This is a genomic window from Streptomyces sp. DF42 (assembly GCF_058267695.1).
Genome location: NZ_CM177859.1, coordinates 9,592,502 through 9,618,005, shown reverse-complemented (window position 1 = coordinate 9,618,005; position 25,504 = coordinate 9,592,502). Strand labels below are relative to the sequence as shown.

General features: G+C 71.2%; 26 protein-coding genes. 13 read left to right on the top strand and 13 right to left on the bottom strand.

Translation table 11 applies throughout. From position 1 onward, the window contains the following. Positions 1-2: 2 nt before the first annotated feature. Complete coding sequence (locus ACYUED_RS44300) at positions 3-149, bottom strand: hypothetical protein (protein ID WP_491290037.1); 147 nt, start codon at positions 147-149, stop codon at positions 3-5. A gap of 52 nt (positions 150-201) precedes the next feature. On the opposite strand from ACYUED_RS44300, the gene ACYUED_RS44295 reads away from it, so the two are divergent. Beyond that, positions 202-417 carry a DUF4177 domain-containing protein gene (locus ACYUED_RS44295; protein WP_266524541.1) on the top strand — a complete coding sequence of 72 codons (216 nt, stop codon included), beginning with the start codon at positions 202-204 and terminating at the stop codon, positions 415-417. Between the two features lie 716 nt (positions 418-1,133). Here ACYUED_RS44295 and ACYUED_RS44290 read toward each other — a convergent pair. Beyond that, positions 1,134-2,333: an amidohydrolase gene (locus ACYUED_RS44290; protein ID WP_491290036.1), complete on the bottom strand. Its 1,200-nt coding sequence runs from the start codon at positions 2,331-2,333 to the stop codon at positions 1,134-1,136. 187 nt (positions 2,334-2,520) lie between these two features. Between ACYUED_RS44290 and ACYUED_RS44285 the strand changes: the two genes are divergently transcribed. Next, a complete protein-coding gene (locus tag ACYUED_RS44285; RefSeq protein WP_491290035.1) occupies positions 2,521-3,084 on the top strand; it encodes a hemerythrin domain-containing protein in 564 nt (187 codons plus the stop codon). A gap of 38 nt (positions 3,085-3,122) precedes the next feature. Here ACYUED_RS44285 and ACYUED_RS44280 read toward each other — a convergent pair whose 3' ends face one another. Beyond that, positions 3,123-3,650, bottom strand: a complete 528-nt coding sequence (locus ACYUED_RS44280) for a hypothetical protein (protein ID WP_491290034.1) — start codon at positions 3,648-3,650, stop codon at positions 3,123-3,125. A gap of 168 nt (positions 3,651-3,818) precedes the next feature. Between ACYUED_RS44280 and ACYUED_RS44275 the strand changes: the two genes are divergently transcribed. Beyond that, on the top strand, positions 3,819-4,352 hold the full coding sequence (locus tag ACYUED_RS44275) for a DoxX family protein (RefSeq protein WP_491290033.1): 534 nt from the start codon (positions 3,819-3,821) through the stop codon (positions 4,350-4,352). A gap of 5 nt (positions 4,353-4,357) precedes the next feature. Here the strand turns inward: ACYUED_RS44275 and ACYUED_RS44270 are convergent, their stop codons facing one another. Both ACYUED_RS44270 and ACYUED_RS44265 read right to left on the bottom strand, forming a co-directional pair. Continuing rightward, a complete protein-coding gene (locus tag ACYUED_RS44270) occupies positions 4,358-5,140 on the bottom strand; it encodes an alpha/beta fold hydrolase (RefSeq protein WP_491290032.1) in 783 nt (260 codons plus the stop codon). 149 nt (positions 5,141-5,289) lie between these two features. Then, the gene (locus tag ACYUED_RS44265; protein ID WP_491290031.1) at positions 5,290-5,526 is read right to left on the bottom strand and encodes a hypothetical protein; all 237 of its coding nucleotides are present in this window, start codon (positions 5,524-5,526) and stop codon (positions 5,290-5,292) included. A gap of 297 nt (positions 5,527-5,823) precedes the next feature. On the opposite strand from ACYUED_RS44265, the gene ACYUED_RS44260 reads away from it, so the two are divergent. Further along, a complete protein-coding gene (locus ACYUED_RS44260) occupies positions 5,824-7,065 on the top strand; it encodes a cytochrome P450 family protein (RefSeq protein WP_491290030.1) in 1,242 nt (413 codons plus the stop codon). Between the two features lie 123 nt (positions 7,066-7,188). Here ACYUED_RS44260 and ACYUED_RS44255 read toward each other — a convergent pair whose 3' ends face one another. The 3 genes from ACYUED_RS44255 to ACYUED_RS44245 form a co-directional block, all read right to left on the bottom strand. Continuing rightward, positions 7,189-8,739 (bottom strand): helix-turn-helix domain-containing protein, encoded by a 1,551-nt coding sequence (locus ACYUED_RS44255; protein WP_491290029.1) that lies wholly within the window; start codon positions 8,737-8,739, stop codon positions 7,189-7,191. Between the two features lie 116 nt (positions 8,740-8,855). Further along, on the bottom strand, positions 8,856-10,040 hold the full coding sequence (locus tag ACYUED_RS44250; RefSeq protein ID WP_491290028.1) for a GDSL-type esterase/lipase family protein: 1,185 nt from the start codon (positions 10,038-10,040) through the stop codon (positions 8,856-8,858). Between the two features lie 16 nt (positions 10,041-10,056). Further along, entirely contained in the window at positions 10,057-10,635 is a 579-nt protein-coding gene (locus ACYUED_RS44245; RefSeq protein WP_491290027.1) for a TetR/AcrR family transcriptional regulator, read from the bottom strand. A 70-nt stretch (positions 10,636-10,705) separates the two neighbouring features. Between ACYUED_RS44245 and ACYUED_RS44240 the strand changes: the two genes are divergently transcribed. The 7 genes from ACYUED_RS44240 to ACYUED_RS44210 all read left to right on the top strand — a co-directional run bounded on the left by ACYUED_RS44240 (position 10,706) and on the right by ACYUED_RS44210 (position 18,278). Continuing rightward, a complete protein-coding gene (locus tag ACYUED_RS44240; protein WP_491290026.1) occupies positions 10,706-11,200 on the top strand; it encodes an FBP domain-containing protein in 495 nt (164 codons plus the stop codon). A 9-nt stretch (positions 11,201-11,209) separates the two neighbouring features. Beyond that, the gene (locus ACYUED_RS44235; RefSeq protein ID WP_491290025.1) at positions 11,210-11,830 is read left to right on the top strand and encodes an L-threonylcarbamoyladenylate synthase; all 621 of its coding nucleotides are present in this window, start codon (positions 11,210-11,212) and stop codon (positions 11,828-11,830) included. A 129-nt stretch (positions 11,831-11,959) separates the two neighbouring features. Next, the gene (locus ACYUED_RS44230) at positions 11,960-12,715 is read left to right on the top strand and encodes a dienelactone hydrolase family protein (RefSeq protein ID WP_491290024.1); all 756 of its coding nucleotides are present in this window, start codon (positions 11,960-11,962) and stop codon (positions 12,713-12,715) included. A 185-nt stretch (positions 12,716-12,900) separates the two neighbouring features. Then, positions 12,901-14,100 carry a glycoside hydrolase family 64 protein gene (locus tag ACYUED_RS44225; protein ID WP_491290023.1) on the top strand — a complete coding sequence of 400 codons (1,200 nt, stop codon included), beginning with the start codon at positions 12,901-12,903 and terminating at the stop codon, positions 14,098-14,100. Positions 14,101-14,549: 449 nt separating this feature from the next. Then, the gene (locus tag ACYUED_RS44220; protein ID WP_491290022.1) at positions 14,550-15,464 is read left to right on the top strand and encodes an MHYT domain-containing protein; all 915 of its coding nucleotides are present in this window, start codon (positions 14,550-14,552) and stop codon (positions 15,462-15,464) included. Between the two features lie 194 nt (positions 15,465-15,658). Next, on the top strand, positions 15,659-17,164 hold the full coding sequence (locus tag ACYUED_RS44215; protein ID WP_491290021.1) for a metallophosphoesterase family protein: 1,506 nt from the start codon (positions 15,659-15,661) through the stop codon (positions 17,162-17,164). A 79-nt stretch (positions 17,165-17,243) separates the two neighbouring features. Then, positions 17,244-18,278, top strand: coding sequence for an LLM class flavin-dependent oxidoreductase (locus ACYUED_RS44210; RefSeq protein ID WP_491290020.1), 1,035 nt, complete (start codon positions 17,244-17,246; stop codon positions 18,276-18,278). Between the two features lie 2 nt (positions 18,279-18,280). Here the strand turns inward: ACYUED_RS44210 and ACYUED_RS44205 are convergent, their stop codons facing one another. Further along, entirely contained in the window at positions 18,281-19,255 is a 975-nt protein-coding gene (locus tag ACYUED_RS44205; protein WP_491290019.1) for a TauD/TfdA dioxygenase family protein, read from the bottom strand. A 268-nt stretch (positions 19,256-19,523) separates the two neighbouring features. Here ACYUED_RS44205 and ACYUED_RS44200 point away from each other — a divergent pair, with 268 nt between their 5' ends. After that, complete coding sequence (locus ACYUED_RS44200; protein WP_491290018.1) at positions 19,524-19,958, top strand: cupin domain-containing protein; 435 nt, start codon at positions 19,524-19,526, stop codon at positions 19,956-19,958. Here the strand turns inward: ACYUED_RS44200 and ACYUED_RS44195 are convergent, their stop codons facing one another. From ACYUED_RS44195 to ACYUED_RS44180, 4 genes are all read right to left on the bottom strand, one after another. Further along, positions 19,959-22,301 carry an ATP-binding SpoIIE family protein phosphatase gene (locus tag ACYUED_RS44195; RefSeq protein WP_491290017.1) on the bottom strand — a complete coding sequence of 781 codons (2,343 nt, stop codon included), beginning with the start codon at positions 22,299-22,301 and terminating at the stop codon, positions 19,959-19,961. It lies immediately after the preceding gene. 76 nt (positions 22,302-22,377) lie between these two features. Continuing rightward, on the bottom strand, positions 22,378-22,845 hold the full coding sequence (locus ACYUED_RS44190; protein WP_491290016.1) for a peroxiredoxin: 468 nt from the start codon (positions 22,843-22,845) through the stop codon (positions 22,378-22,380). Beyond that, positions 22,842-23,222, bottom strand: a complete 381-nt coding sequence (locus ACYUED_RS44185; protein WP_266524483.1) for a DoxX family protein — start codon at positions 23,220-23,222, stop codon at positions 22,842-22,844. Before ACYUED_RS44185 ends, ACYUED_RS44190 begins: the two co-directional genes overlap by 4 nt. Before the next feature lie 271 nt (positions 23,223-23,493). Continuing rightward, a complete protein-coding gene (locus ACYUED_RS44180) occupies positions 23,494-24,240 on the bottom strand; it encodes an AraC family transcriptional regulator (RefSeq protein ID WP_491290015.1) in 747 nt (248 codons plus the stop codon). A gap of 87 nt (positions 24,241-24,327) precedes the next feature. On the opposite strand from ACYUED_RS44180, the gene ACYUED_RS44175 reads away from it, so the two are divergent. Further along, positions 24,328-25,494, top strand: a complete 1,167-nt coding sequence (locus ACYUED_RS44175; RefSeq protein WP_491294724.1) for an MFS transporter — start codon at positions 24,328-24,330, stop codon at positions 25,492-25,494. Positions 25,495-25,504: the final 10 nt, after the last annotated feature.

The following is a 25,504-nucleotide window of genomic DNA, read 5'->3' as shown; positions in this document are numbered from 1 at the left end:
TCTCAAGGGTGCACGCCCCCTGCCGGCCCTCCCGTGCTGTCCGTGCTGTCCGCGCTGTCCGCGCTGTCCGCGCTGTCCGCGCTGTCCGCGCCGGAGAAGATCGCGCCGAGGCGGGTCGGTGCCCGGTCACCGAAGGTTCCCGTGGCCATGATTGGCTGGTTTCCAGCCACCGCAGCCGATACACAGGAGGTCGCCTCAGCCATGAGCCACGCCTACACCTACGAGTACAAGGTCGTCACGTTCAGGGAGTCACTGATCGGTGACGCTCTGGACAGCGACAAGCTGGAGAAGGTCCTCAACAAGCATGCCGAGGACGGCTGGGGCCTCAAGGCGATCACCTCCGCCGACGTCAAGGGCCGGATAGGGCCCGGATCGGTCGAGGGCCTGCTGCTCACCTTCGAGCGGCCCCGCGCCTGACACAGGACCATCGCTTCCGCTGACGGGTCCGCGCACAGCGCGGGCCCATCAGCGCGTCGGCCGGCCGCCGTCGGACACCGTCCGGCCGTCCGGTCCCGGCGCGGCGCGGCGGGGCGGGGCGGGCGGGCGAGCGGGCGGGCGGGCGAGCGGGGCGGACAAGCCTCGGTGGACGTTCCGGACGACGTGTCAGCCCAGGGCTGTTCACCACTGGGCCCGCCTGTCGGCCTGCCTGCCTGTCGGCCGACCCCTGTCCCTCACTGGACAGTTAGGCTCGGGAGATGGATGACGCGTTGCCCCTGCTTGCGATCTTCGCCGGTCTCGTCGCGATCCTGTGCGGCCTTGCGTGGCTCGCGTCTCACGTGCGCCGCCGTGGTACGGCCGGTGTGGCCATGCGCTCGGCTCTGGCGTCGTGGGAGGAGGCGTACCGCGTGACCTCTCACGAGTCGTATCAGGAGATCAAGGCGCAGACGGACCGTAGGGCGCCCCTGCTGTCACCCGACGGCCACTGGCAGTCCGGGGACCGCGACGGCATGCGGACGGAACCGGGGCCCCGGCCGTCTCGGCCGTCCCGTCCGCGTCGAGGGCGGCGAGCGTCAGGCGGCTGGCTCGGCGCCTGCGTCAGAGGCGCTGACCGGACCGTCAGGCCTGCGCGCCGGCCCCCGGGCGAGGCATCGCGCGCGGTCGGAGGCGGCAGGAAGGTGTGTGTTTCCGGGACGTCATCGCCCGGCCGCAACGACGGCACCGCGCCCGTGCTCGCGCCACGCCCGCTCTCGGAGTTCCGCGGACATCAGCAACTCGACCGCCGTGCAGGCGAGCGCCTCCGTCGCCGCCAGCATCGCCCGGCGGCCGCGGTCGGAGGACGCCGCGGCGGCGAACTCGGCGGTGTGGTCGGAGCCGTCCGGATCCATGATCGCGACGAAGGGGTGGATGGCGGGCACGCGGCCGCTGACGTTGCCGATGTCGGAGGAGCCCGGGTAGACGCCGGGCTGGGGAGGCGTCAGGCCGATACCTGTGCGTGCGAGGTGCCGGGCGAACCGTCCTGACAGCACCCCGCTGTCGCGGAAGTGCTCGTAGGACGGGGAGACGCGCCCGAACGTGACCGTCGTCCCCGTCGCCCGGGCCACCCCTTGAGCGCAGGTCAGCAGCTCCCCCGCCAGCTCCTCCAGGGCGGTGGTCGTCCCTGCGCGCAGACCGAACAGTCCCTCCGCGTACTCGGGGACGATGTTCGTCGCCACGCCCCCGTCGGTGACGATGCCCTGCACATGTGAGGCCTCGGGGAGCCGTCGGCCCACGACGGCAAGGGTGTTGAACAGCTGGATGAGGGCCGCGAGGGCGTCGATGCCCTCGGTCGGGTTCCCGGTGGGGTGGGCGGCGCGGCCGTGGAAGCCGACGCGGTACCGCGTCTGGGCGGTCAGGGGCGCCCACTGCCAGCTGTGCACCCCGGGGTGGAACATCAGCGCGGCGTCGACATCGTCGAACAGGCCCGCCTCGGTCTCGGCGACCTTGCCACCGCCGCCCTCCTCGGCAGGCGTTCCCACGGCCCATACGGCTCCTGCGCCCTCCCCCACCACGGCCCGTGCCGCGAGCGCGGCACCGAGGCCGGCCGCGGCGATCAGATTGTGGCCGCACGCGTGCCCGAGCCCGGGCAGGGCGTCGTACTCCAGGAGCAGGGCCACCGCCGGGCGGCGTACGCTTCCCGCCCGCGCGGCGAACGCGGTGGGCATTCCGGCGAGACCACGCTCCACGACGAACCCCTCGCGTTCGAGTTCGCCGCTCAGCAGCCGGGCCGCCCGGTGTTCCTCGAAGGCGTACTCGGGATCCGCGTGCAGGGCGAGGGCGACCTCCCACAGGCGCTCCGCCCGCACGGCAACCTCCCTGACCACCCGTCCGACCGCCACGTCCACCGTGTCTGTCACGCCGGCCTCCCCAGGTGCGCCATCCATGTCGGCTCCTGTGGGCGGGTTCCAACAAGGCGGCGGCCCACACCCCGTCCGAACGGGCGAGCCGCTGTGGTCGGGCGTTAGCGCAGCGGGGGCCGGGGCACTCGGGGCTCGCGGTGGATCCGGACCGGGAGCCACCGCTTCCTGGCTGGAGGTGGAGAGCATGGGACATGGTGGAAACGTCATCGACGAGCTGATGACCGATCACCGGGAGGTCGAGGAGCTGTTCGGCCGGATCGAGGCACTGCCGTCCGGAGACAAGGACCGCAAGGTGTACGCCGACCAGGCCACGATGGAACTGGTGCGGCACTCGGTGGCCGAGGAGGAGTACCTCTACCCGGCGGTGCGGGAACACCTGGTCAACGGGAACACCATGGCGGACAGGGAGATCGAGGACCACTCCAAGGCCGAGCAGCTGATGAAGGATCTGGAGAGCTGCGAGGCGGGCGACGCCGAGTTCGACCGGCTGGTCGGGACGCTGATGAGCGAGGTCCGTTCGCACATCGCCGACGAGGAGCAGAACCTCTTCCCCCAGCTGCGCGCGGCGTGCACTGCGGAGGCACTCGACGACCTGGGCGACAAGGTCCGCCGGGCCAAGAAGCTGGCGCCGACCCGGCCGCATCCCTCGGCCCCGGACACCCCTCCCGCCAACAAGCTGCTGGCGCCGGGGGCCGGAGTGGTCGACCGGATGCGGGACGCGCTGAGCGGACGCGGCAAGCACGGCTGACGGGCTGCAGGCCGGCCCCCCGCAGCGGGTGGCCGGTCTCAGGCGGTGAGCGGGAGGGGCGGCTTGAGCAGGTGCAGCAGCTGGTCCTGGTGAAGTGCGACGACGGGGGCGAGCAGGTCGGGGTGGCGCAGCAGCGTCGCCGCCCGCAGGTCGCCGGCGTCGGGTGCGAGCAGGCGTCGGAACGCGACGGGCGTACCGGCCGTGTGGCTGCTCTCGGCGGCGGCTGCCACCGCGAGGGCGGCCAGTCCCGGGTCGCTCAGCAGGCCGGACGCCCAGCTGGCGACGACCTCGTCGACCCAGGTGCGCCAGGCGTGGACTTCGGTGTCCTGGCCGGTGAGGTCGTGCGCGCCCGCGAGCCGGTCGAGCCGGGCGGATCCGCCCGCGCCCGCCATCCCGACGAGCGCGGCGTCCATCGGGGTCGGGTAGCGCAGCCAGGCCGCGACCGTCACGGCCTGGCGGGCCTGCGCCTCGCACAGGGCCGAGGCCAGAGCGCCACCGCCCGAGGGATAGGCGCAGGTCAGCCACTGGGCGGTCGCCGCGATCAGCGGGGAGAGGTCTGCGAGCACTGCGGGGCCGTCCGTACTGCGTGGGAGGACAGGTAACTGGGCAAAAACGGTAACTCGCGGCCGCCGGAGAAGAACATGCCTTCACCTCGCCCGATGACGTGGCATCGACCACAGCACGGCGGGGAACCCGGTGGCTCTCTGCACGCGCTCCTACCCTGGGAGAAAGTCATGAGCTTCCTGCGTCTGGTCGGCCGCCCCATGCTCGCCTCGATGTTCGTCTCCGGCGGAATGAACTCGCTGCGCGCTCCCGAGCAGGTCGCCCCCGTGGCCGAGCCCGTCGTCCAGCCCCTCACCGAGCGGGTCGACGCCCTGCCCGACTGCACCGAACAGGTCGTGCGGCTCAACGGAGCCGTACAGCTGGTGGCCGGTCTGCTGCTGGGCACCGGGCGTCTGCCGCGGCCCGCCGCGCTGGCCATAGCGGCCACACTGGTGCCGACGACGCTTGCGGGTCACCGTTTCTGGGAGGTGGAGGATCCGGACGAGCGCGCCCAGCAGCGCATCCACTTCCTGAAGAACCTGTCGATGCTCGGCGGTCTGCTGATCGCGGCCGACGACACCGCCGGCGCCCCCTCCCTGGCGTGGCGGGGCCGTCATGCCGCCCATGACCTGCACCGTGAGGCTCATCTGGTACGGCGTTCCGTCGGTGCCTCCGCACGGCCCGCCGCGGCGGTCGGCGGTGTCAGGGCCAAGCTGGCGCGCTGATCACCTCACCCGCGCGCTGGGGTCACGAACCGGTCGAGGGCCGTGGTCAGTTCCGCCGGCTTCTCCACCGGCAACTCGTGGCCGGCGTCGATGATGCGGACCACCGCGTCCGGGTAGTCCTTCGCCATGCGCAGCATCTGCTGCACGGGCAGCTGAATGTCGTGATAGCCGTGGACCATGAGGGTGGGTACGAGGATCTCGCCGACCCTGTCCAGTACGTCGAAGGCGCGCATGGCGCCGTAGAGCGTCATGACGACCTCGCGCGGGGTGTCGGCGGAGGACTTGACGTAGGCGCGGATCTCGTCGCGAGGATGGCCGGGGGCGAAGGCGCGCTGGATGTTGGTGGCGACGAACAGCTTGTACGGGGCGAGGGTCGAGGCCGCCATCAGCAGACCCCTGCCGCGGCTGAAGGCCATGCGTCCGATGGAGTTGACCAGTACGAGGCGTTCGACCCGCTCGGGGTGGTCGAGGGTGATGGTCTGCGCGATCATGCCGCCCATCGAGTGGCCCACGAGAACCGCCCGGTCGACCTTCAGGTGGTCGAGGAGCGCGATGACGTCCCTGGCCAGCTCCGCGACGGTGCGCACCCCCGCCCCGCTGCTCTCGCCGTGACCGCGCAGGTCCAGGCGGATCACCCGGCGCTGCTCGGCGAAGTGCGTCATCTGGTGGTCCCAGCGGCGCCGGTTCGCCGTCCAGCCGTGGATGAACACCAGCGGCACGCCGTCGCCGTCGCGGGGGCCCTCGTCGTCGTACGTCAGCGCTGCGCCGTCGACCTCGAGCTGCGGCATCGGTGCCTCCTGAATGTGACCGGTTACTGGCGAGTAGGGTAGCGCTCGCCGAGGCACACGTCACCGGCGCAGGCGGAGAAAACCGACGCAGGCACACGGTCGGGCCCCGTGCGGGCGCACGGAGCCCGGGATTCTGGGGGGGGTGGGCGTCAGCCGCCGTCAAGGCGTGCGCGCAGGAGCCTCTTGCCCAGTTCCGCACCCTTGCGGCTGTCCGCCTGCGCCTTGCGGAACAGGTCGGCCACCTCGGTGTCCTTCTCGCGTTCGGCGTCCTGGATGTAGTTCTCCAGGCGCAGCGCGTTGCTCAGGCACGCCTCCACGTACCAGATGAGGTTGTAGTCCTTGTCCGGCGTGCCGGTCACGCCGCCGGTCTCCGTGTTGCTGGTCATCCGGACCTCCTCCAGCGGTAGCTGCTCCGGAGCCTGCCGAGTACCCGTCCCACGACGGGCATTCAGCCGACGCCCACAGGAAGCGGTGGGTGTGAATGCGGTGATGGCACACCCCAACGGGGCAGTCGATGATCCGAGAAGCGGGCCGCAAGTGCGACGGGGCGCCTCAGGCCGGAATGTCGCGGCGAAGTTTCGCTTAACCGTGCGAGAGCGAGGGGTGGCGATGTGTAGTGTGCTGCGAGTGTCCGCTGCAGGGGCCACGTCGCCCTGCCCGCCTTCCATTCCGGGAGATCCGTAGTGACCGTGACCGACCGGCTCGACCGCTTCGTCATCGACCCGTTCGGAGCCGACATCGCCGCCGAGAGCGCCCGGTTGCGCGCCCTGGGCCCGATCGTGCCGGTCGAGTTGCCGGGCGGCATCCCCGCCTGGGCACCGACCGGCTACGACACCCTGAAGGTCCTGATCCTCGATCCTCGGGTCAGCAAGGACCCGCGGCTGCACTGGAGGTTGTGGCCCGAGCTGGGTGAACACCCCTCGTGGGGCTGGATACTGGGCTGGGTGGGCGTGGTCAACATGCTCTCGGCGTACGGCGGCGACCACGCCCGGCTGCGCAAGCTGGTGGCGCCGAGCTTCACCCGTCGGCGCACCGAGACGATGCGCGCACGGGTGGAGGCGATCTCCGCGGAGCTGCTCGACACGCTGGAGGCGGCGGGCGCCGACGGCCAGGTGGTCGACGTCAAAGCGCTGCTCGCACATCCGCTGCCGATGCGGATCATCTGCGAACTGTTCGGCGTGCCGGACGAGTTGGTGGACGCCACGGGTCGGCTGATCGCGGCCATCATGGACACCTCCGACCCGAGCCCGGAGCACGCCGCGTCCGTGCAGCGGCAGATCGGGACGGTGCTGCCGGCGCTGATCGCCCACCGCAGCGAGCACCCCGGGGACGATCTGACCACCGAGTTGATCCGGGTGCGGGACGAGGACGGCGACCGGCTCAGCGACGAGGAACTGCTGTACACCCTGCTGCTGGTGATCGGCGCAGGGTACGAGACCACGGTCAACCTCATCGGCAACGCGATCGTCGCCCTGCTCAGGCACCCGGGACAGCTGGCCGCCGTACGTGCCGGGACGACCGGCTGGGACGGCGTCGTCGACGAGACGCTGCGGGTGCACCCGTCGATCGCCGCGCTGCCGCTGCGCTTCGCCGTCACCGACATCAGGGTCGGCGACGTCACCATCCCCGCGGGCGACGCCATCATCACGACGTACGCCGCCGCGGGGCTGGATCCCGTGCACTACGGGGCCGACGCGGACGTCTTCGACGCGGCGCGCGGGGCCGAGGACCATCTGGCGTTCGGCATCGGGGTGCACCGGTGCATCGGTGCTCCGCTGGCCCGGGTGGAGGCGCTGACCGCGCTGCCCGCTCTTTTCGGACGTTTTCCCGGGATGCGGCTGGCCGTCGGCGAGGACGAGCTGCGGCAGGTGCCGTCGTTCATCGCGTTCGGCTGGCAGGAGGTGCCGGTGCGGCTGCGCGCGTAGAACCGCAGCAAAGGGGGCCCGACCGGTCCCCCGTTCCGGTCGTGCCCCCGCCGCCCGTCGAATTTACGTCCAGGGCGGATCGGTTGTGTACCGCGTCAGTGCCCGCTGCGGTGTGCGCAGGGCTCACTTGTGCACAGGCGCGCCCGGATGGCCCCGGTTCGTCCGGTTGAGGTCGGGCTGGTCGAGGTCACCGAGGGCCAGGTGGGCCAGCACGACCTCGTAGAGATCGGAGCCGGAGGCGAGCAGTTGGCGTTCGAGGACGGGTTCCGCGCTGCGCACGTGCTCGCGCACGGTCTGCGCGTGCACGCCGAGGAGGTGGGCGGCGCGTTCGGCGTTGCCGCCTGCCGCGATCCAGGTGCGGAGGGTGCGGCGGAGGTCGCGGGCGTCGGACTCCAGGCGGCCGAGCAGGTCGTGTGCCCAGGTGCGCAATGCGGGGCCGGCCAGCAGGTCGCCGAGCGGAGGGTCGGCGGTGTCCGTGGTGCCGGCCGTGCCGGCGGGACCGGTCTCGTGGGGTTCCTCCGGCAGGCCGACGCGGGCCTTGAGCGCGAGGTGGACGACGGCTCGGGCGGGGAGGTCGGAGAAGTCCGCGTGCAGCAGGCCCTCCACGCGCTCCATGCGGGCGCGGACGGTGTTGCGGCTGACACCCAGGACCTTGGCCGCGTTCACGGCCGTGAACTCCAGGCCAAGGCGGGTGGTGGCGAGGAGTTCGGCGCGGGTGTGGTGCGCGAGCGTGTCCAGCGGGCGCAGGACCTCGGTCGTCCAGCCGTGGAGCACGGCCGGGTCCATCAGGCGTTCGGGGTGGGTGCGTTCGGCGTAGGCGGCCTGCCTGTCGGGTCGGAAGCGGGCGACGGCGAGGGCGCTGACGGCCTGTCCGTAGGCGGTCGCGGTGCGGACGAGGCTCTGCGGGGCGCTGCCGCCGAGGAAGGTGCCCGGCCGCCTGCCGACCAGCAGGCGCAGCTCCGCGGCGGCCGCGTCGTGCGGAGCGACGACGATGACGTGCGTGTCCACGGCGGGACAGCGCACGACCAGGGCCTGCTCGTCCGTCGCGTCCAGGCATTCCTCGGCGATGCGGTCGCGGTCCTGGGCGCCGGCTTCGAGCACGTAGACGCATGCTGTGTCGGTGTCGAGCAGGCCGGGCCACAGGCCTGCGGCGACACGACGCGCCGAGACGGTTTCCTCGACCATCAGGAGCTGCAGGATGGCCAGGCGCAGGTCGGACGTCGCCCGTTGCAGACGGCGTCCGGCCATGCTCGACTCGTGTGCCCTGAGCAGGAGTTCGACCACCTGGGCGGTGTGGGTCACGATGTCTGAGGCCCGCCGGTCGAAGGGGTCCGTGCGGGACACCACCAGTACACCGCCCGAGGCGGGCTGCGGCAGCTCCACTCTGACGAGGCGCAGATGACGCCCTTCGTCGTCCCAGGCCGCGGAGGCGATGCGGCCGGAGACGATGTCCGCGACGAGGCCCTCGTCGAGCGGTGTCGGCGTTCCGGCGAGGAGGCTGCCCGTGTCGTCTTGCAGACAGGCCGTCCCGTGCACCACGTCCGCGAGCCAGGCGGCGACCAGGCGGATGTCCCGTCCGGTCGGCCGGAGGTGGTCGAGCAGTTCCTGTGCCCACGTCGCGCCGTCGGCGCCCGTCACCTGCGCAGGGCGGGCCCGGTCCTTTCGGCCAGCCATCTCGGCCTTCTCCTCGTCCATCGCATCGACCTCGGCATATCGGTCGGGGACGTTACCTCACGTGTGCCCGAAGGCGACACGAGTACGACGTCCGAACGGCGAGGCGACGGTCGCCTTCACAGGCCCCGACCACCGAAGACGCCCCCTTCGGCGAAGGCCAGTTCGGCGAAGCGTTCGCCGATGCGGAGGTGGGTGGCGGCATCCGGGTGGAGCTGGTCGGGCAGCGGGAGTTCGGCCGAGTCGGACTCCCCGTACAGGTCGCGTCCGTCGAGGTAATGCAGGTTCGGGTCCTCGGCCGACCGTTGGGCCACGATGCGGTTCAGCTCGTCGCGGATCACGCCCAGGGCCAGTTTCCCGTCGGCGCGTTCCGCCGGATCGCCCATGGCGTGGAACTGCAGCCGGCCGTCGCCGAGTGAGGTGAAGTCGATGGCGCTCGGGCCGGGCGTGTCCTCGTGCATGGGGCACAGGATGGGTGAGACGACCAGCAGCGGTGTGGTGGCGTGACCTTCGCGGACGGTGTCGAGGAAGCCGTGGACGGCCGAGGTGAACGCGCGCAGGCGCATCAGGTCGGTGTTGACCAGGTTGATGCCGATCTTGACGCTGATCAGGTCGGCGGGGGTGTCGCGCAGCGTCCGGGCGGTGAACGGGTCGAGCAGGGCGCTGCCGCTCAGCCCGAGGTTGATCAGGTCCACGTCGCCGAGGGAGGCTGCGAGCGCGGGCCATGTGGTGGTGGGGCTCGCCGCGTCGGAGCCGTGACTGATCGAACTGCCGTGGTGCAGCCACACCTTGCGGCCGCTCGGCGGTGCCGGCTCCACGGCGGCGTCGGTGCGCAGGGCGACCAGTTCGGTTGTCTCGTTGTGCGGGAGCCAGATCTCCACGTCCTTGTCTCCCTCGGGCAGGCCGGTGAAGCGCAGGGTGCCCACGGGGCCGGGACGGACGTCGGTGGTGCCGGCGGCCATGTCGACGGTCACCGTGTTGCCGCCCGTGACGCTCGCGCGGCCGGCCGCGCGGCCGTCGACCAGGAGGTCGTACACGCCGTCGGGACGCGGCGGGGCGCCGACGTAGACGCGCTTGGTGGGCAGGGTGTCCAGTTCGACGGCGGTGGCACGCGTGCGGAAGGCCAGCCGTACGCCGGAGGGCTGGGACTCGGCGCCGGCCAGCTGTGGATCGGTGCACTGGGCGCGGGCCCGGGCGGGCAGTCGGTGCGGCAGTACGCCGTGTTCGGTGTGTGCCACGTCGAGTGCGCCGCGCAGCAGGTCGGCGGTGACGGGCGTGGTGATCCAGTCGTACGTGGTGTGCATGTACTCCGCCTGTCGTTCAAGTGGTCGGTGCGGTGGGCCAGTTGCGCAGCAGGGCGTCGAGGGCGTCCAGGATGCGCGTCCAGGACTCCTCGGAGCCGGGGCCGCTGTAACTGAAGCCGCCGGCTGCCTCCAGGCTCGAATAGCCGTGGAAGACGCTGCCAAGCAGCCGTACGGCGTGCGTCTCGTCCGGCTCCCTCAGGTCGTAGCCGCGCAGGATCGCCCGCGACATCTGGGAGTGGCGGACGCCCGCGCCGGCGGCGGCCGTCTCGGGGTCCAGTCGCAGCCGGGCAGCGGCCGACCGGCCGGGGTGTTCGCGGCCGTAGTCGCGGTAGACGTTCGCGAAGGCCACCAGGGCGTCCTTGCCGGCCCGGCCGGCCAGGGCGTCGGCGGCCCGGTCGGCCAGCTCCTCCAGGGCGAACAGGGCGATCCGGGTCCTGAGGTCCTGGGAGTTGTGCACATGCGAGTACAGACTCGCGACCTTGACGCCGAAACGCCGGGCGAGCTCCGAGACGGTCACCTGGTCGAATCCCACCTCGTCGGCGAGCTCCGCACCGGCCCGCACCACACGCTCCGTGGTCAGCCCTACGCGTGCCATAAGCAACCTCCCCTTCGGCTGAAGCGATTATGCGTTTGCCTAAACCTTTTAGGCAAATTACCGTGGCCTTATGGAACCGCTGACCGAGCAAGAGATCCGTGTGGCGTTCGTGAACTGCACCAAGGGCGAGGCCAAGCGCCTGAACATCCCCCGCGACCTGGCCCTCCAGCCCTGGGAGGACCTCGACTACCTCGGCTGGCGCGATCCACAGGCCCCCAACCGCGCCTACCTCGTGGTCGAGCTGGAGGGCCGCCCCAGGGCCCTCGCGCTGCGCGCCTCCGCCGCCGCTTCCTGGCAGGCGCGGCGCAGCATGTGCTCGATGTGCCTCACCACCCACTCCGGTGGGGTGTCCCTGATGGTCGCGACGAAGGCGGGGAAGGCCGGACAGCAGGGCAACTCGGTGGGCGCCTACATCTGCAGCGATCTGGCCTGCTCGCTGTATGTGCGCGGCAAGCGGGACGCGGGCGCCGGCGCACGGCTCCACGAGACGGTCACGCTGGAGGAGAAGATCAAGCGGACCGTGGCGAACGTCGCCGCGTTCGTCGCCAACGTGACCACGGCATAAGCTCGCCCAATGGCGAAGTACTTCGACGTGCACCCCGACAACCCCCAGCCGCGCACCATCACCCAGGTCGCGGACAGCATCCGCGCCGACGCGCTCATCGCGTACCCCACGGACTCCTGCTACGCGCTGGGCTGCCGGCTGGGCAGCCGTGACGGAATCGAGCGGATCCGGACCATCCGCCATCTCGACGACCGGCACCACTTCACCCTGGTCTGCCAGGACTTCGCGCAGCTCGGCCAGTTCGTACGGGTCGACAACGACGTGTTCCGGGCGATCAAGGCCTCGACGCCCGGTAGTTACACCTTCATCCTGCCGGCGACGAAGGAGGTGCCGCGGGTGCTGCAGCACCCGAAGAAGAAGACGGTCGGCGTGCGCATCCCCGACCACGTCGTCACCCAGGCCCTGCTCTCCGAACTCGGCGAGCCGCTGCTGTCCAGCACGCTGCTCCTGCCCGACGAGGACGAGCCGATGACACAGGGCTGGGAGATCAAGGACCGCCTCGACCACGTGCTGGACGCGGTGGTCGACTCCGGGGACTGCGGCACCGAGCCGACGACGGTCATCAACTTCTCGGACGGCGAGGCCGAGATCGTACGGCGAGGGGCCGGGGACGTCAGCCGGTTCGAATGAGGGCGTCCCGGTGAGGCCGGGGGCCCGTCGGCGGGACGAGTGGCCGTGCAACGATGGCCGCGACCGGCCCGTCAGGCCGACGTGTCGCTTCGCCGCAAAGTACGCAAGTACGCAGAGAGGTAGTCCCCCATGACCTCCGTACAGGGAACAGCCGTTGACGTCCCCACCGAGGACGGCGTCGCCGACGCCTATGTGGCACACGCCGCCGACGGCGGTCCCCGGCCCGGCGTCCTGCTCTACCAGGACGCCTTCGGGTTGCGCCCCCATCTGACGTCGATGGCCGACCGGATCGCCGAGGCCGGCTACACGGTGCTGGTGCCCAACATCTTCTACCGTCACGGGCGTTCGCCGGTCGCCGAGCTGCCGGAGTTCATCGACCCCGAAGCGCGACCGGAGATCTGGGGGAAGGTCTGGCCACTCATCCAGTCCCTGACGCCCGACCTCGCGATGCGGGACGCGGACGCGTATCTGCGCTGGCTGGCCGACTCCCCCCTGGTCGCGGACGGCCCGGTCGCGCTGACCGGTTACTGCATGGGTGCGCGGCTGGCCCTGTACACCGCGGGCACCTACCCGGAGCGGGTCGCGGCCGCGGCCGGGTTCCACGGTGGCCAGCTGGCGACGGACGCTCCCGACAGCCCGCACCTGGTGGCCGAACACGTCACCGCCGAGCTGTACTTCGGCCACGCCGACGAGGACTCGTCCCTGCCGCCCGAGCAGATGCAGCGCCTGGAGGACGCGCTGACCGCTGCGGGCGTACGCCACCGCTGCGAGGTCTACCCGGGCGCGGCCCACGGCTTCACGCAGGCGGACACCGCGTCGTACCACAAGGACGGCGACGAGCGGCACTGGGCCGCGCTGCTCGGCCTCCTCGAGCGCACCTTCTGACGCGTACCGCCCGAACCGGCCAAGGCGCCCGCGGAGTTCGCTCCGCGGGCGCCTTTCGTCGGCCATGTTCAACTTATTGACATGCACGCAGCCCGGTGCCAGTTTGAGAGCGCTCTCAAAGAGGTCCGGACCTACCCCCTCAGGTGATCCCCCCACAACAAGTGAACCCCCCACGGAGGTGGAGCGTGCTCAGAAAGCTCACTCACCGGCTCCTGGCCCCGGCAGCGGCGGCCGCGCTGCTCGCCGCGGTCCTCGCCATCCACTCGCCGTCGTCCGCCGACGCGGCGGTGCCCGACACCATCCCCCTGAAGCTGACCAACAACTCCGGTCGCGGTGAGCCGGTCTACGTCTACACCCTGGGCACCCTGCTCTCGACGGGCCAGCAGGGCTGGGCGGACGCGAACGGCACGTTCCACGCCTGGCCCGCGGGCGGCAACCCGCCGACCCCCGCACCCGACGCGTCGATCGCCGGACCCGCCACCGGCCAGTCGAAGACGATCCGGATCCCCAAGTTCTCCGGCCGGATCTACTTCTCCTACGGCCAGAAGCTCGTGTTCAAGCTGACGACCGGCGGTTTGGTGCAGCCGGCCGTGCAGAACCCGAGCGACCCCAACCGCGACATCCTGTTCAACTGGTCCGAGTACACGCTCAACGACTCCGGCCTGTGGCTCAACAGCACCCAGGTGGACATGTTCTCCGCGCCCTACGCAGTCGGGGTGCAGCGCGCCGACGGCAGCACGGCCACCACCGGACACCTCAAGTCGGGCGGCTACAACGGCTTCTTCAGCGCGCTGCGGGGGCAGCCGGGCGGATGGGCCAACCTGATCCAGGCGCGCTCCGACGGCACCGTCCTGCGCGCACTGGCACCGGGCTACGGTCTGGAGAACGGAGCCCTGCCGGCGTCCGTGATGGACGACTACGTGAGCCGCGTCTGGCAGAAGTACGCGACGAGCACTCTGACGGTGACACCGTTCACCGACCAGCCGGACACGAAGTACTTCGGCCGGGTGTCGGGCAACGTCATGAACTTCACCAACAGTTCGGGAGCGGTCGTCACCAGCTTCCAGAAGCCGGACGCGGACAGCATCTTCGGCTGCCACAAACTGCTCGACGCGCCCAACGACCAGGTGCGCGGACCGATCTCCCGCACCCTGTGCGCGGGATTCAACCGCTCCACCCTCCTGGCCAACCCCAACCAGCCGGACACCACGACGGCGCACTTCTACCAGGACACGGTGACCAACCAGTACGCCCGGAAGATCCACGCCCAGATGGCCGACGGCAAGGCCTACGCCTTCGCCTTCGACGACGTCGGCAACCAGGAGTCCCTGGTGCACGACGGCAGCCCGCAGCAGGCGTACCTGACCCTCGATCCCCTCAGCTGAAAGCCGAACACCGCGTTCCCGCACACGGGTTGTCCCGTGCGCGGGAACGGTGGGTCCGGCGCGATGCCCTGGATGTCCCGCGGCAGTGTGAAGCGGGCGGTCACGCTCCTCGGCCAACGACGTCTTCCACGTTCAGCCGGGGCATCGAGCAGTTCCACAACGGCTACCCGTGTCTCGACCTCACCGCTCTCGGGCGCCAGGAGGAGTGGGAGGAACCGAAGGGCCGCGCCGTCCCGCTCGGTCTCCAGGTGGGCGGCCCCGCACTGCGCCTGCCCGACGAATATGACATCTGAATGTGGCGCATGGCCGATACTCGCGCAAGAGTGACCGGAGTTAACCGCTGAGAGTTGAGAGTTATTCAGTTACCAGTGGTAATACCTTGCCTTCACCTGACCTCCACCCGTAGACCTTGCTCCACAATCTGCCATGGCTCTGGGGGGAGTTGGCATATGCACGGCACGGTTGACGGGTTCCGCTATGGCGCGGTGACCCCTGTGGCTGCCTATCTGATGGCCTGTCTGGGAGGGGCGCTGGGACTGCGCTGCATCGTCCGGTCCCTGCTCAACGAGGAGTCGTGGAAGCCTGGTTGGCTGGCGCTCGGCGCCGCGTCGATCGGCTGCGGCATCTGGACGATGCACTTCATCGCCATGCTCGGTTTCCAGGTCGAGGAGAGCGGGATCCGCTACGACACGGGCCTCACCCTGCTGAGCCTGGCCCTGGCGATCATCGTGGTCGGCATCGGCGTGTTCATCGTCGGCTACCGAGGCTCCGGAAGGATCACGCTGGGCGTCGCCGGCGCCGTCACCGGTATCGGTGTCGCCGTGATGCACTACCTCGGCATGGCCGCGGTGGAGGTGAACGGCGACATCCGGTACGACCCGCTCACCGTCGCCCTGTCCGTCGCCATCGCCATCGTCGCCGCGACGGCCGCGCTGTGGGCGGCCGTCAGCATCCGCGGCTTCATGACGAGCCTCGGGGCGAGCCTGGTCATGGGTGTGGCGGTGTCCGGCATGCACTACACGGCCATGGCCGCCGTCAGTGTCCATGTGCACGGCAACGGCAACGACTCCTGGGCGGGCGACTCGCCCACCTCCCTGCTGCTGCCCATGCTTCTCGGACCGGCCGTCTTCCTGCTGCTGGCCGGGGTGGTGGTCATGTTCGACCCGCTTCTGGTGCTGGGCGACGGCGAGTGGGGCAAGTCGGCCACGTCCCGGCGGACCTCGGCGGCCAAGGAGGCGAAAGAGCCCGTACCGCAGCACAGCAGCGCCGGCTTCGGCGCGCCGGTCGGCCAGGCCCGCCCCCGGCAGGATCACTACGGGGCCGCCTCGCCGCAGTGGGCCCCACCGCCCGGCCACGACTGGTGATCCGCGGCAGCCTTCCACGTGCGGACGGACCGGACGGTACAGCGGCCCGTCCACACGGGAAGCAGGCCCTCAACTCTGCGCGCCGGCCGGGTCCCCGCAGCGGGAGCCAGTAAGCCGGGCGACCGGCCGAACTCCCGCGTGGGGCAACCCACCCCACCAGGGGCGGAGGAAACCAGGATTGTTACGGTGCAGCGGTGTCTGACTCTTCACGCGATACCGCCGAAGGCGCCGGCTGGGGTTCCACAGAGCGCGGCGAGTACAAGCGGCTGATGCCGCACAGGACAGAGAAGCTCTCCTGGCTCAGCCCCAAAACGCTGTGGGCCGCTCGCAACGGCGTGCTGGCCTCATGGTTCGGGGACCCCACGGGCCGCACCCGCAGCAGATGGGTGGCCCAGCGCCAAGCCGCCGGCGCGCCCGCGGACAAGGTGATCCGGCGCGAGGACGCGGACCGGTTCTCGTTCATGGTCATCGGTGACACCGGGGAGGGCGACGACCCCCAGTACGCGGTGGTGCCGGGCTTCTTGAAGGTCAGTCAGGGGACGGACTTCGCTGTCATCGCCAGCGACGTCATCTACCCGGTCGGCAGCGCGGACGACTACGCCACGAAGTTCTTCCGCCCCTACCAGGACTACCGGGCGCCGATCTACGCGATACCCGGCAACCACGACTGGTACGAAGACCTCGGCGCCTTCATGCGCGTCTTCTGCGAGGACGCCCCGCCCCTCGCGCCCGAGCCGGCAGCGCGGCCGCTGACCCGGGCCTGGGCACGCGGTCTCCTGTGGCACCGACCGCGCCCGACTGACGGTCAACACCTGGGCGAGGCACGGCAGTTGCGGTCCGAGCCGGACCAACGGGCCGTCCAGCCGGGCCCGTACTGGGCCGTGGACGCCGGACCGGTGCGGATCATAGGCATCGACACGGGCCTGCTCGGCACCATCGACGCCGAACAGGGCGCCTGGCTGCGGGAGGTGTCGAAGGGCCCCCGGCCCAAGATCCTCATCACCGGCTCGCCCCTGTACGTCGACGGTGAGCACCACCCCTGCACCATCGAAGGGGGCAACGGCACCGTCGACGACATCGTCCGTGACCCCGACCACCACTACGTCGCGGCGATAGGCGGCGACATCCACAACTACCAGCGCTACCCGGTCCAGGTGGACGGTCGCACCATCCAGTACGTCGTCTCGGGCGGCGGCGGCGCGTTCATGCACGCCACCCACACCATCCCCCGCATCGACATCGCGAACGTCACCGAGAAGGACTTCCGCTGCTACCCGCTGCGCGGTGACTCCCTCGCCTTCTACAGCAGGCTCTACGGACGCCGCCTGCGCCTGCCGCGCCTGTTCACCCTCACCGAGCACGAGGCGATGGCCGTGATCGCCGAGCGACTCGGCATGGCGCCGACCCGTGCCCCGGGCGGCCCGGTGCGCGTCACCCGCCGTGCCAGCATCGTGGCCGGTCTGCTGGGCGCCGGCGGCCGCCCCGACCGCACCTCGCGCCTGCGCCTCCCGGTCCGCAAGATCTACACGCAGCTGTTCTCGCCGGGTTCGGCGACGTACAGTCCGCCCTTCTTCAAGTGCTTCCTGCGTCTGGACGTCACTCCGGAGGCGATCCGGCTGCGCTGCTTCGCAGCCACGGGCAACCGCGCCCAGGAGGTCGAACCGCCGGTCGAGGACGAGTTCACCATTCCCCTGACCTGAGCTTGAAAGTGGGAACACTTCTTGCGGGGATCCGGTTGACGCTGCCGTGGACCTTGATCGACGAACGACGGAGGACGCTGTGTCGCCGACCTCACGCCCCTTGCGCAAGCTGGGTTTCCTGACCATCGGCCTGTTCGACGAGACGGATCCGCGCCGGGGGCACGAGTCCACGCTGGAGATCATCGAACTGGGTGAGCGGCTCGGCTTCGACAGCGCGTGGCTGCGGCATCGCCATCTCCAGTACGGCATCTCCTCCCCCGTCGCGGTGATGGCGGCGGCCTCGCAGCGCACCAGCCGTATCGAGCTGGGCACCGCGGTCATCCCGCTCGGCTGGGAGAACCCGCTGCGCCTGGCCGAGGACCTGGCGACGGTCGACATCCTGTCCGGGGGCCGGATCAACCCGGGTGTCAGCGTCGGGCCGCCGATGCACTACGAGCAGGTGAAGGAAGCTCTGTACCCGGACACGGCCGAGGCCGAGGACTTCTCCTACGAGCGGGTGCGGCGCCTGCTGGATCTCGTGCGGGGCAAGAGCGCGACGGACTTCAGCGGTGTCGAGGGCTTCGAGGTGTTCTCGGACCGGGTGCAGCCCCACTCCCCCGGTCTGGGGCGCCGGCTCTGGTACGGCGGTGGCAGTCTGGGGTCGGCTCGCTGGGCCGGTGAGCACGGCATGAACTTCCTCACCAGCAGTGTCGTGAAGGCCGAAGGGGCGGGCGGGGAAGGGGACTTCGACTTCGCGGAGATCCAGCTGTCCCACATCCGCGCCTTCCGCGCCCATCACCAGGACGGCGAGGACGCGCGCGTCTCGCAGGGCCTGGTCGTCATCCCCACCGACTCCGCCTCTCTCGGGCAGCGTGCGAAGTACGAGGAGTACGCGGCCCGGCGCACCCCTCGCACGGCCTCACCTCAGGGCCCGGCCCGCCTGATGTTCGCGCCGGACGTCGTCGGCACCTCCGAGGAGATCGCCGAACGGCTTCGGGCTCATGCCGCGTTCCGCGAGGTGGACGAGGTGGCGTTCGCGTTGCCGTTCACCTTCGAGCACGAGGACTATGTGCAGATCCTCACCGACATGGCCACGAAGCTCGGTCCCGCGCTGGGCTGGCAGCCCGCCGGGTGAGGTCACCAGCGCCCCGGCTCGGTTCCGGTGATCGGCTGCGACGGCCTGCCGTCCACGCCGACGGGTACGTCGCCCGTCAGCATCACCCGGTGCATGATCCGTGGGACGTCGAGGTGGGTGTTGTCGCTGGGGGCGAGGTGGATGGTGGCCCGGTTGTCCCAGAAGGCCACGCTCCCCGGCTCCCAGCGGAACCGCACCGTGTACTCGGGCCGGACCGCCTGCTCCAGCAGCATGTCGAGGATCGCCCGGCTCTCCGGGCGGGAGACGTCGGTGATCTGCTCGAGGTAGTAGCCGTTGACGAACAGCACCCGCTCGCCCGTCTCGGGGTGCACGCGCACCAGCGGGTGCACGGAGGCGACCTGATGGTCCAGCAGGTGGCGCAGGTAGCTGTCGTCGCCGGGGCGCGGCTGGTAACCGACGCCCAGGCGGTGTTCCGCGCGGAGCCCGTCGACGAACGCCCGCACGGGAGCGGAGAGTCCGGCGTAGGCGGCCGCCAGGTTCGACCATGTCGTGTCACCGCCGTAGGGCGGTACGGTCTCGGCGCGCAGGATCGTCGCGGCCGGCGGGTCGATGCGCGCGCCGTGGTCGCAGTGCCAGCCGCGCAGCAGCGTGTGCCGTCGGCGCTGCAGCCACTCGTCGTGCTCCATGCCGAACCTCCCGCCCAGCTCAAGGCGGTCGGCGGTCGTCTCGACCTCGGGGACGTCCGGCGGCGAGGCACTGCCCCGTTTGCGCGGCACGACGGGCTTGCCGAAGCGGCGCGCGAACGCCACGTGCCCGGCGTGGTCGAGCCGCTGCCCGCGGAAGAACACCACCTTCCAGCGCAGCACCGCCGCCCGGATCGCGGTGACCACGGCATCGTCCGGTGCGGAGGCGAGATCGACCCCTGTGATCTCGGCTCCGATGTGCCCGGCGACCGGTTTCACCTCGATCCCCGCGGTCTGTTCGACGCCCGTCACCGTGTCCCGCTCCGTCGTCATACGCGCTCCGATGATCACCGGGCCGACCCCGCTCGGCCGGTCCCGTATCCGATCTTCGCAGGGAACGCGGGGGACGTTCCATGCCCGGATCCCGGGTCTCAGGGACGACAGGAAGCCGGCGGACGTGTACGGGAGCGGACCGCCGTATGACGCCTGAGTACGGATTGAATCATTCAGGCCCCAACTGCCTTTGTGGACCTCTATGTTCACGTCGTCACTCGGTCTTCGTCCCCTCGTCCCACGTCCCTCGTCTCGGGAGGCTTTTCACATGCGTAACGCGCTCCGTACCGCCGTCGTCGGCGCGGTCGTCACCGGCACCGTTCTGACCTGCAACACCGCCGGAGCCACGCCGCCCGGCCCGGGGGTGAGCGGGCGGCTGATCAGCCAGACCACCGTCGGGGACACCGACTACGTCGTCCGGGAGATCACCGTCCCGCCCGGCCAGAGCACCGGCTGGCACTACCACGACGGCACGGTCTACGGCTTCGTCCGACAGGGCACCCTCAGCCACTACCACGCCGACTGCGCCGAGGACGGCGTCTACAGGACCGGCACGACCCTCCGCGAGCCGGGCGGACCGAGTGACGTCCACCTCGGCCGCAACGAGGGCACCACTCCACTGATCCTGGAGGTGCTGTACATCCTGCCGCACGGTGCGCCCTTCTCGGAGGACGTGCCGAACCCGGGCTGCTCGTTCCAGTGATCACTGCGGGGTCAGCGACTGTTCGGCCCAGATCGTCTTGCCCTGGCCCGTCTGCCGACTGCCCCAGCGCTGGGTGAGCTGGGCGACCAGCAGCAGTCCGCGGCCGCCCTCGTCGAAGGCGTGCGCCCGGCGCAGGTGCGGTGAGGTGGAACTGCCGTCGGACACCTCGCAGATGAGGGTGCGGTCGCGGATCAGCCGCAGCTGGATGGGGGGCTGGCCGTACCGGATCGCGTTGGTGACCAGTTCGCTGACGACGAGTTCGGTGACGAAAGCCGCCTCGTCCAGCCCCCAGGCCGTCAGTTGCTCGGTCGCCGCCTGCCGGGCCGCGGCCACGCGCTCCGGGTCCGGGGTGATGTCCCAGGTCGCGACCCGGTCCTCACGCAGCGCCCGGGTGCGCGCCAGGAGCAGCGCCACGTCGTCACCGGGCTCCTCCGGCAGCACGGCCTTGAGGACCGTGTCGCACAGCATGTCGAGGGTCCCGGCGGGGGCGGAGAGCGCGCGGCACAGTTCGTCGATGGCGTGGTCGACGTCACGGTCGCGGTCCTCGATCAGGCCGTCGGTGTACAGGGCGACCAGGGAGCCTTCCGGCAGTTCCAGCTCGGTGGCCTCGAAGGGCAGGCCGCCGACACCGAGCGGAGGCCCGGCCGTCATGGGGATCAGGCTCGCGGTGCCGTCGGGCAGCACGAGGGCGGGCGGTGGGTGGCCGGCCGCGGCAAGACTGAGGCGACGCGAGACGGGATCGTAGACGGCGTACAGACAGGTGGCACCGAGCTCGGCGGCCTCGGCACCGCTGTCGTCCGACGCCAGGTGGATGACCAGGTCGTCGAGGTGCGTGAGGAGTTCGTCCGGCGGCAGGTCCACGTCCGCGAGGGTGCGTACGGCCGTACAGAGGCGGCCCATCGTCGCCGAGGACGGGATGCCGTGTCCGACCACATCGCCGACGACCAGGGCGACACGGCTGCCGGACAGCGGGATGACGTCGAACCAGTCGCCGCCGATGCCGACCGGCGATCCGCAGGGCAGATAGCGGTGGGCCACTTCGACCGCCGCCTGTCCGGACAGTCCCCTCGGCAGCAGGCTGTTCTGCAGCGCCAGTGCGGTGGTGCGCTCGCGGGCGAAGCGGCGCGCGTTGTCGATGCAGACCGCGGCCCGGCTGGCGAGTTCCTCGCCGAGAACGGCGTCGTCGTCGCCGTAGTCGTCAGGATTCGCGATACGGACGCCGACCGCGACGCCCAGCGTGGTGCCCCGGGCCCGCAGCGGCACCGCGAGCATCGAGTGGACGCCCCTGCGGTACGGGCGGCCCACGGGCTCCCGCGTGTTGCGCTCGGCGACCCACCGCACGAAGTCCGGCTCGCCCGCCTGGCTGAGGACGGCCCGCCCCGTGTGCAGGGCCTTCGCGGTCGGCGAGAACGGCGGGTAGATGTCGGTGTCCCCCACGTGCACGGCGGCCTCGGGCGTGCCCTCGGTGGCGGAGCCGTGGGCGACCCGCCGCATCATGACGTCGGCCTCCGGCATCACGGGCCGCTCCTCCGCGCCGAGGACCCAGTCGAGCAGGTCGACACTGGCGAAGTCGGCGTAGCGGGGCACCAGGAGTTCGATGAGTTCCTCGGCGGTGCGGACCACGTCCAGGGTGGTGCCGATGGAGGCCGCCGCCTCGTTCAGCAGTGCCAGGCGCTGACGGGCCCAGTACTGCTCGGTGCTGTCGAACGCGGCGAGCGCGACCGCGTACACCTCGCCGGAGGGCTCCCGCAGCGGCCACATCTCCGTGGTCCAGGCATGATCCCGATTCAGTGCCGGGGCACCGCCGTAGCTCTCGTAGCGGGTCGCGCTGCCCGTCTCGGCCACATGGCGCAGATGGGCCAGGAAGCCGCTGCTGTGCTCGGCGTCCGCCACCGTGTCAGAGAAGAACCGGCCGAGCAGGGCGTCCTCCGGCACGCCCATGACGCGGGACGCGACGTCGTTGAGGCGCAGATAGCGCTGGCGGACGTCGAAGACGGACATCGACATCGCGGCCTGTTGAAAGGCCCGGCCGGCCAGGACGGAACGGTGGTGGTCACCGGCGGGATCGGCCGTGATCATGTAACCGCCGGCCTCGCCGGCCTCGGTCAGCATCACGCACGCCCGCACCATGAGCGGGACAGCGGAGCCGTCGCGATGCCGCACCACGACGGTGCCGGTCAGCGCGGCGACGGCCTCGGGCGGGGGTTCCTCGGCGAGCAGGTCCCGCACCGGCCGGCCCACCGCCTCGCCCGCCGGGTATCCCGTCAGTTGCCGGGCGCCCTCGCTCCACCCTGTCACGATGCCGCGGGCGTCCACGACCGCCGCGTTAGAGGCGTGCTCCATAGCCCTCAGAATGGTGCTTTTGTCCCACCGCTTCAACCGAAACGGAGGACCGGCCGGGTCCTCCGCTTCGCGGGTGTCACTTCTGTTGTGCGCGCAGAGCGGCCAGAGCCCGGTCGGCGTGGGTGTTCATCCGCAGTTCGCTGCGGACGATGTCGAGGACGGTGCGGTCCTGGGCTATGACGAAGGTGACGCGTTTGGTGGGTGCCAGGGTGAAGCCGCGCTTCACGCCGAACAGCTCGCGGACCGTTCCGTCGCGGTCGGAGAGCAGCGGCATGCCGAGCGTGTGGCGGCCCGCGAACTCCTGCTGGCGTTCGACGGGGTCGCCGCTGATGCCCACGGGCTGGGCGCCGACGGCGGCGAACTCAGCTGCCAGATCGCGGAAGTGGCAGGCCTCCGCCGTGCAGCCGGCGGTCAGGGCGGCGGGGTAGAAGAAGAGCACCACCGGCCCGTCGGCGAGCAGTTCGGACAGCATGCGGGGGGTGCCGGTCTCGTCCGGCAGTTCGAAGTCGTCGACCTTGTCACCGATGGCGAGGCGCTCCGTCACGACCGTCCCTCCCCGCTCCTCGCGACGCTGCGGGCCCACAGCACGAGGGGCAGCTGCAGGGGCAGTCGTCCCAGGGCCGCGGCCTTCTGCGGGGTGGGGCGGTGGCGCCAGTCGACGGCCATCTTCACGTTGGCGGGGAAGACGCCGACGAAGAAGGCGGCCGCGGCCAACGCCGAGGCCTTGCGGGTGCGGGGCAGTGCGATGCCCGCGGCCAGTGCCAGTTCGGCGGCGCCGCTGACGTACGTCCATGTCCGGGGCGCGCCCGGCAGGGCACGCGGAATGGTCGCGTCATATGGGCTCGGCGCGGCGAAGTGGGTGACGCCTGCTGCGGCCAGCAGGCCGGCGAGCAGCAGGGGCGAGCGTTCGGACCGTGGCACGGTTCCTCCTCTGATGACCTGCCGGGCGATGTTACCGGAGGGTAGAGAGGCGACGTACCGGGCGTCCGGCATGGGCGGCCTTCCGCTCTCTCAGACCAGGGCGACCGCGGCCTTTCCGCGGGCGTGCCCTTGTGTGGCACCTGCCGTCGGCGACGTCGGCCGGGCACTGCCCCCGGAGGCGGCCCTCGTCTGCCTTGACGAAGGTACAGCGTCCGCCCGGTGCACTCCCTCGAGGTATACGGCGTATGCCCGCGACGCCGCCGTACCGGGCCTAGGTGCGGCGGTTGTGGGTGCCGGGGGTGTAGCCGAAGGAGCGGCGGAAGACGTCGATGAAGGCGCTGGTGGAGGACCAGCCGCAGTGGTGGGCGACGCTGGTGACGGGTGTGTCGTCGGCCAGCATGCGCAACGCGTGGTACAGCCGGGACTGGGTGCGCCATTGCGGGAAGGTCATGCCGCACTCGCTGCGGAAGAGGCGGCTGAGGGTGCGCTCCGAGGCCCCGGTCGCGGCGCCGAGCGCGGCAAGTGTGCGCGGGTCGGCGGGGTTCGCGTGGAGCATCGCGCAGACGGCGGCCAGGCGGGGGTCGGTGGGGGTGGGCAGGCGCATCGGCTGCTGGGGCGAGGCGCGCAGTTGGTCACGCAGGACGGCGAGCAGGCGGCGGCGTTCGGGTGTGGTGTCGTCCGGGTCGCGGGTGTAGGCCAGGATCAGCTCGCGCAGGAGCGGGCTGACGGCGAGGACGGTGGGGGCGTCCAGGGCGAGCGGGTTGTCGTCGGCGGGCAGGCCCACCAGGTGCAGGTCGAGGTGGCCGTGGGCGCGGTGGGCGTGGACCGTGCCGGCCGGGACCCAGATGGCGCGGGTGCCCGGCGCGAACCAGGTGCCGGCTTCGGTCGTGACGGCGAGGACACCGGCGCCGGCGTAGACGATCTGGTGGTCGTCGTGGCGGTGCGCGTCGATGCGTTCCCCGGCGGCAAGGCTCCGGGCGTGCGTCGGCGCCTTGGGCGAGTGGCGGATGTTCGACACAATCAGGCAGATTAACGGAAGTTGGCCGGCACCCGGTGCCGCGACGATCGCAGGGTGTCCATCCTTCGCAACCGCCCCATCACCCTGATGTCCCTGGGCCACGCCTGCGTCGACGTCTACCAGGGCGCCGTGGCCGCGCTCGTGCCGTTCTTCGTCTCCGAGCGTGCCTATACGTATGCCGCGGCCTCGGGCATCGTCCTGGCCGCCTCCCTCTTGTCGTCGGTGGTGCAGCCACTGTTCGGGGTGCTCACCGACCGGTGGCCGATGCCGTGGCTGCTGCCGGTCGGCGCACTGACCGGCGGCGCCGGTGTGGCTCTGTGCGGGGTCGGCGACTCGTACATGCTGACGCTCGCGGCGGTCGCGGTGTCCGGGATCGGTGTGCCCGCGTACCACCCGGAGGCGGCGCGCGCGGCCCGCGCTGCCGCGGGTGGCAGCAACACGGCGATGGGCTGGTTCTCCTTCGGCGGCAACATCGGCTTCGCGCTGGCACCGCTGCTCGTCGCCGCAGTCGTCGCCGACGGAGGCCTGAACGCCTCTCCCCTGTTGGTCGTCCCGGCGCTGGCGGGGGCGGCACTGTGCGCGGCCGCGGCGCGCTCCTCGGGGAGCCGCGCGGCGGACTCCTGTGGGGTTGCGGCCTCCGGCGCCGACGACTGGACGTCGTTCGTGCGGCTGTCCGCTGCGATCGTGTGCCGCTCGATCGTCTTCGTCGGCCTGAGCGCGTTCGTCTCGCTCTACGTCCGGCAGCGGACGGGCGGCGGTGAGGCGGCCGGCACGGCGGCGCTGTTCGTGTTGTACGGGGGCGGCGCGCTCGGCACGATGGCCGGGGGCAGACTCGCCGACCGATACGGACGCATCGCGGTGGTGCGCCGGTCGTACGCCCTGACCGTCCTGGCCGTCGCCGGCGTGATCCTCGTGCCCGGTCCGGCGGTCTACCTGTTCGTCGCGCTCACCTCGGCAGGGCTCTACGTCCCCTTCGCGCTGCACATCACGCTCGGCCAGGACTTCCTGCCGCGACGGCCGGGCACCGCGAGCGGGGTCACCCTGGGGCTGACGGTGAGCGTCGGTGGGCTCGCCGCCCCGGCTCTGGGTGCGCTGGCCGACGCCACCTCGCTGCGGACCGCCCTGATCCCGCTGATCATGCTGCCCGCCCTGGGCCGACTCCTGCTGTGCGGTCTGCGCGAGCCCGACCCGGCGGTGGAGCCGGCGCCCGTACGGCAGCCATCCCGCCGACGCCCCCGCACCACCTCGGCGTGAGCCTGCGTCG

Excerpts from the sequence above, each read along its gene's own strand:
- ACYUED_RS44255 (WP_491290029.1), bottom strand. The coding sequence starts at position 8,739 with ATGGCTGGCCGAAAGGACCGGGCCCGCCCTGCGCAGGTGACGGGCGCC.
- ACYUED_RS44235 (WP_491290025.1), top strand. The coding sequence starts at position 11,210 with ATGGCGAAGTACTTCGACGTGCACCCCGACAACCCCCAGCCGCGCACC.
- ACYUED_RS44205 (WP_491290019.1), bottom strand. The coding sequence starts at position 19,255 with ATGACGACGGAGCGGGACACGGTGACGGGCGTCGAACAGACCGCGGGG.
- ACYUED_RS44265 (WP_491290031.1), bottom strand. The coding sequence starts at position 5,526 with ATGACCAGCAACACGGAGACCGGCGGCGTGACCGGCACGCCGGACAAG.
- ACYUED_RS44285 (WP_491290035.1), top strand. The coding sequence starts at position 2,521 with ATGGGACATGGTGGAAACGTCATCGACGAGCTGATGACCGATCACCGG.
- ACYUED_RS44275 (WP_491290033.1), top strand. The coding sequence starts at position 3,819 with ATGAGCTTCCTGCGTCTGGTCGGCCGCCCCATGCTCGCCTCGATGTTC.
- ACYUED_RS44200 (WP_491290018.1), top strand. The coding sequence starts at position 19,524 with ATGCGTAACGCGCTCCGTACCGCCGTCGTCGGCGCGGTCGTCACCGGC.
- ACYUED_RS44300 (WP_491290037.1), bottom strand. The coding sequence starts at position 149 with ATGGCCACGGGAACCTTCGGTGACCGGGCACCGACCCGCCTCGGCGCG.
- ACYUED_RS44270 (WP_491290032.1), bottom strand. The coding sequence starts at position 5,140 with ATGCCGCAGCTCGAGGTCGACGGCGCAGCGCTGACGTACGACGACGAG.
- ACYUED_RS44195 (WP_491290017.1), bottom strand. The coding sequence starts at position 22,301 with ATGGAGCACGCCTCTAACGCGGCGGTCGTGGACGCCCGCGGCATCGTG.
- ACYUED_RS44245 (WP_491290027.1), bottom strand. The coding sequence starts at position 10,635 with ATGGCACGCGTAGGGCTGACCACGGAGCGTGTGGTGCGGGCCGGTGCG.
- ACYUED_RS44240 (WP_491290026.1), top strand. The coding sequence starts at position 10,706 with ATGGAACCGCTGACCGAGCAAGAGATCCGTGTGGCGTTCGTGAACTGC.
- ACYUED_RS44295 (WP_266524541.1), top strand. The coding sequence starts at position 202 with ATGAGCCACGCCTACACCTACGAGTACAAGGTCGTCACGTTCAGGGAG.
- ACYUED_RS44230 (WP_491290024.1), top strand. The coding sequence starts at position 11,960 with ATGACCTCCGTACAGGGAACAGCCGTTGACGTCCCCACCGAGGACGGC.
- ACYUED_RS44175 (WP_491294724.1), top strand. The coding sequence starts at position 24,328 with ATGTCCCTGGGCCACGCCTGCGTCGACGTCTACCAGGGCGCCGTGGCC.
- ACYUED_RS44220 (WP_491290022.1), top strand. The coding sequence starts at position 14,550 with ATGCACGGCACGGTTGACGGGTTCCGCTATGGCGCGGTGACCCCTGTG.
- ACYUED_RS44250 (WP_491290028.1), bottom strand. The coding sequence starts at position 10,040 with ATGCACACCACGTACGACTGGATCACCACGCCCGTCACCGCCGACCTG.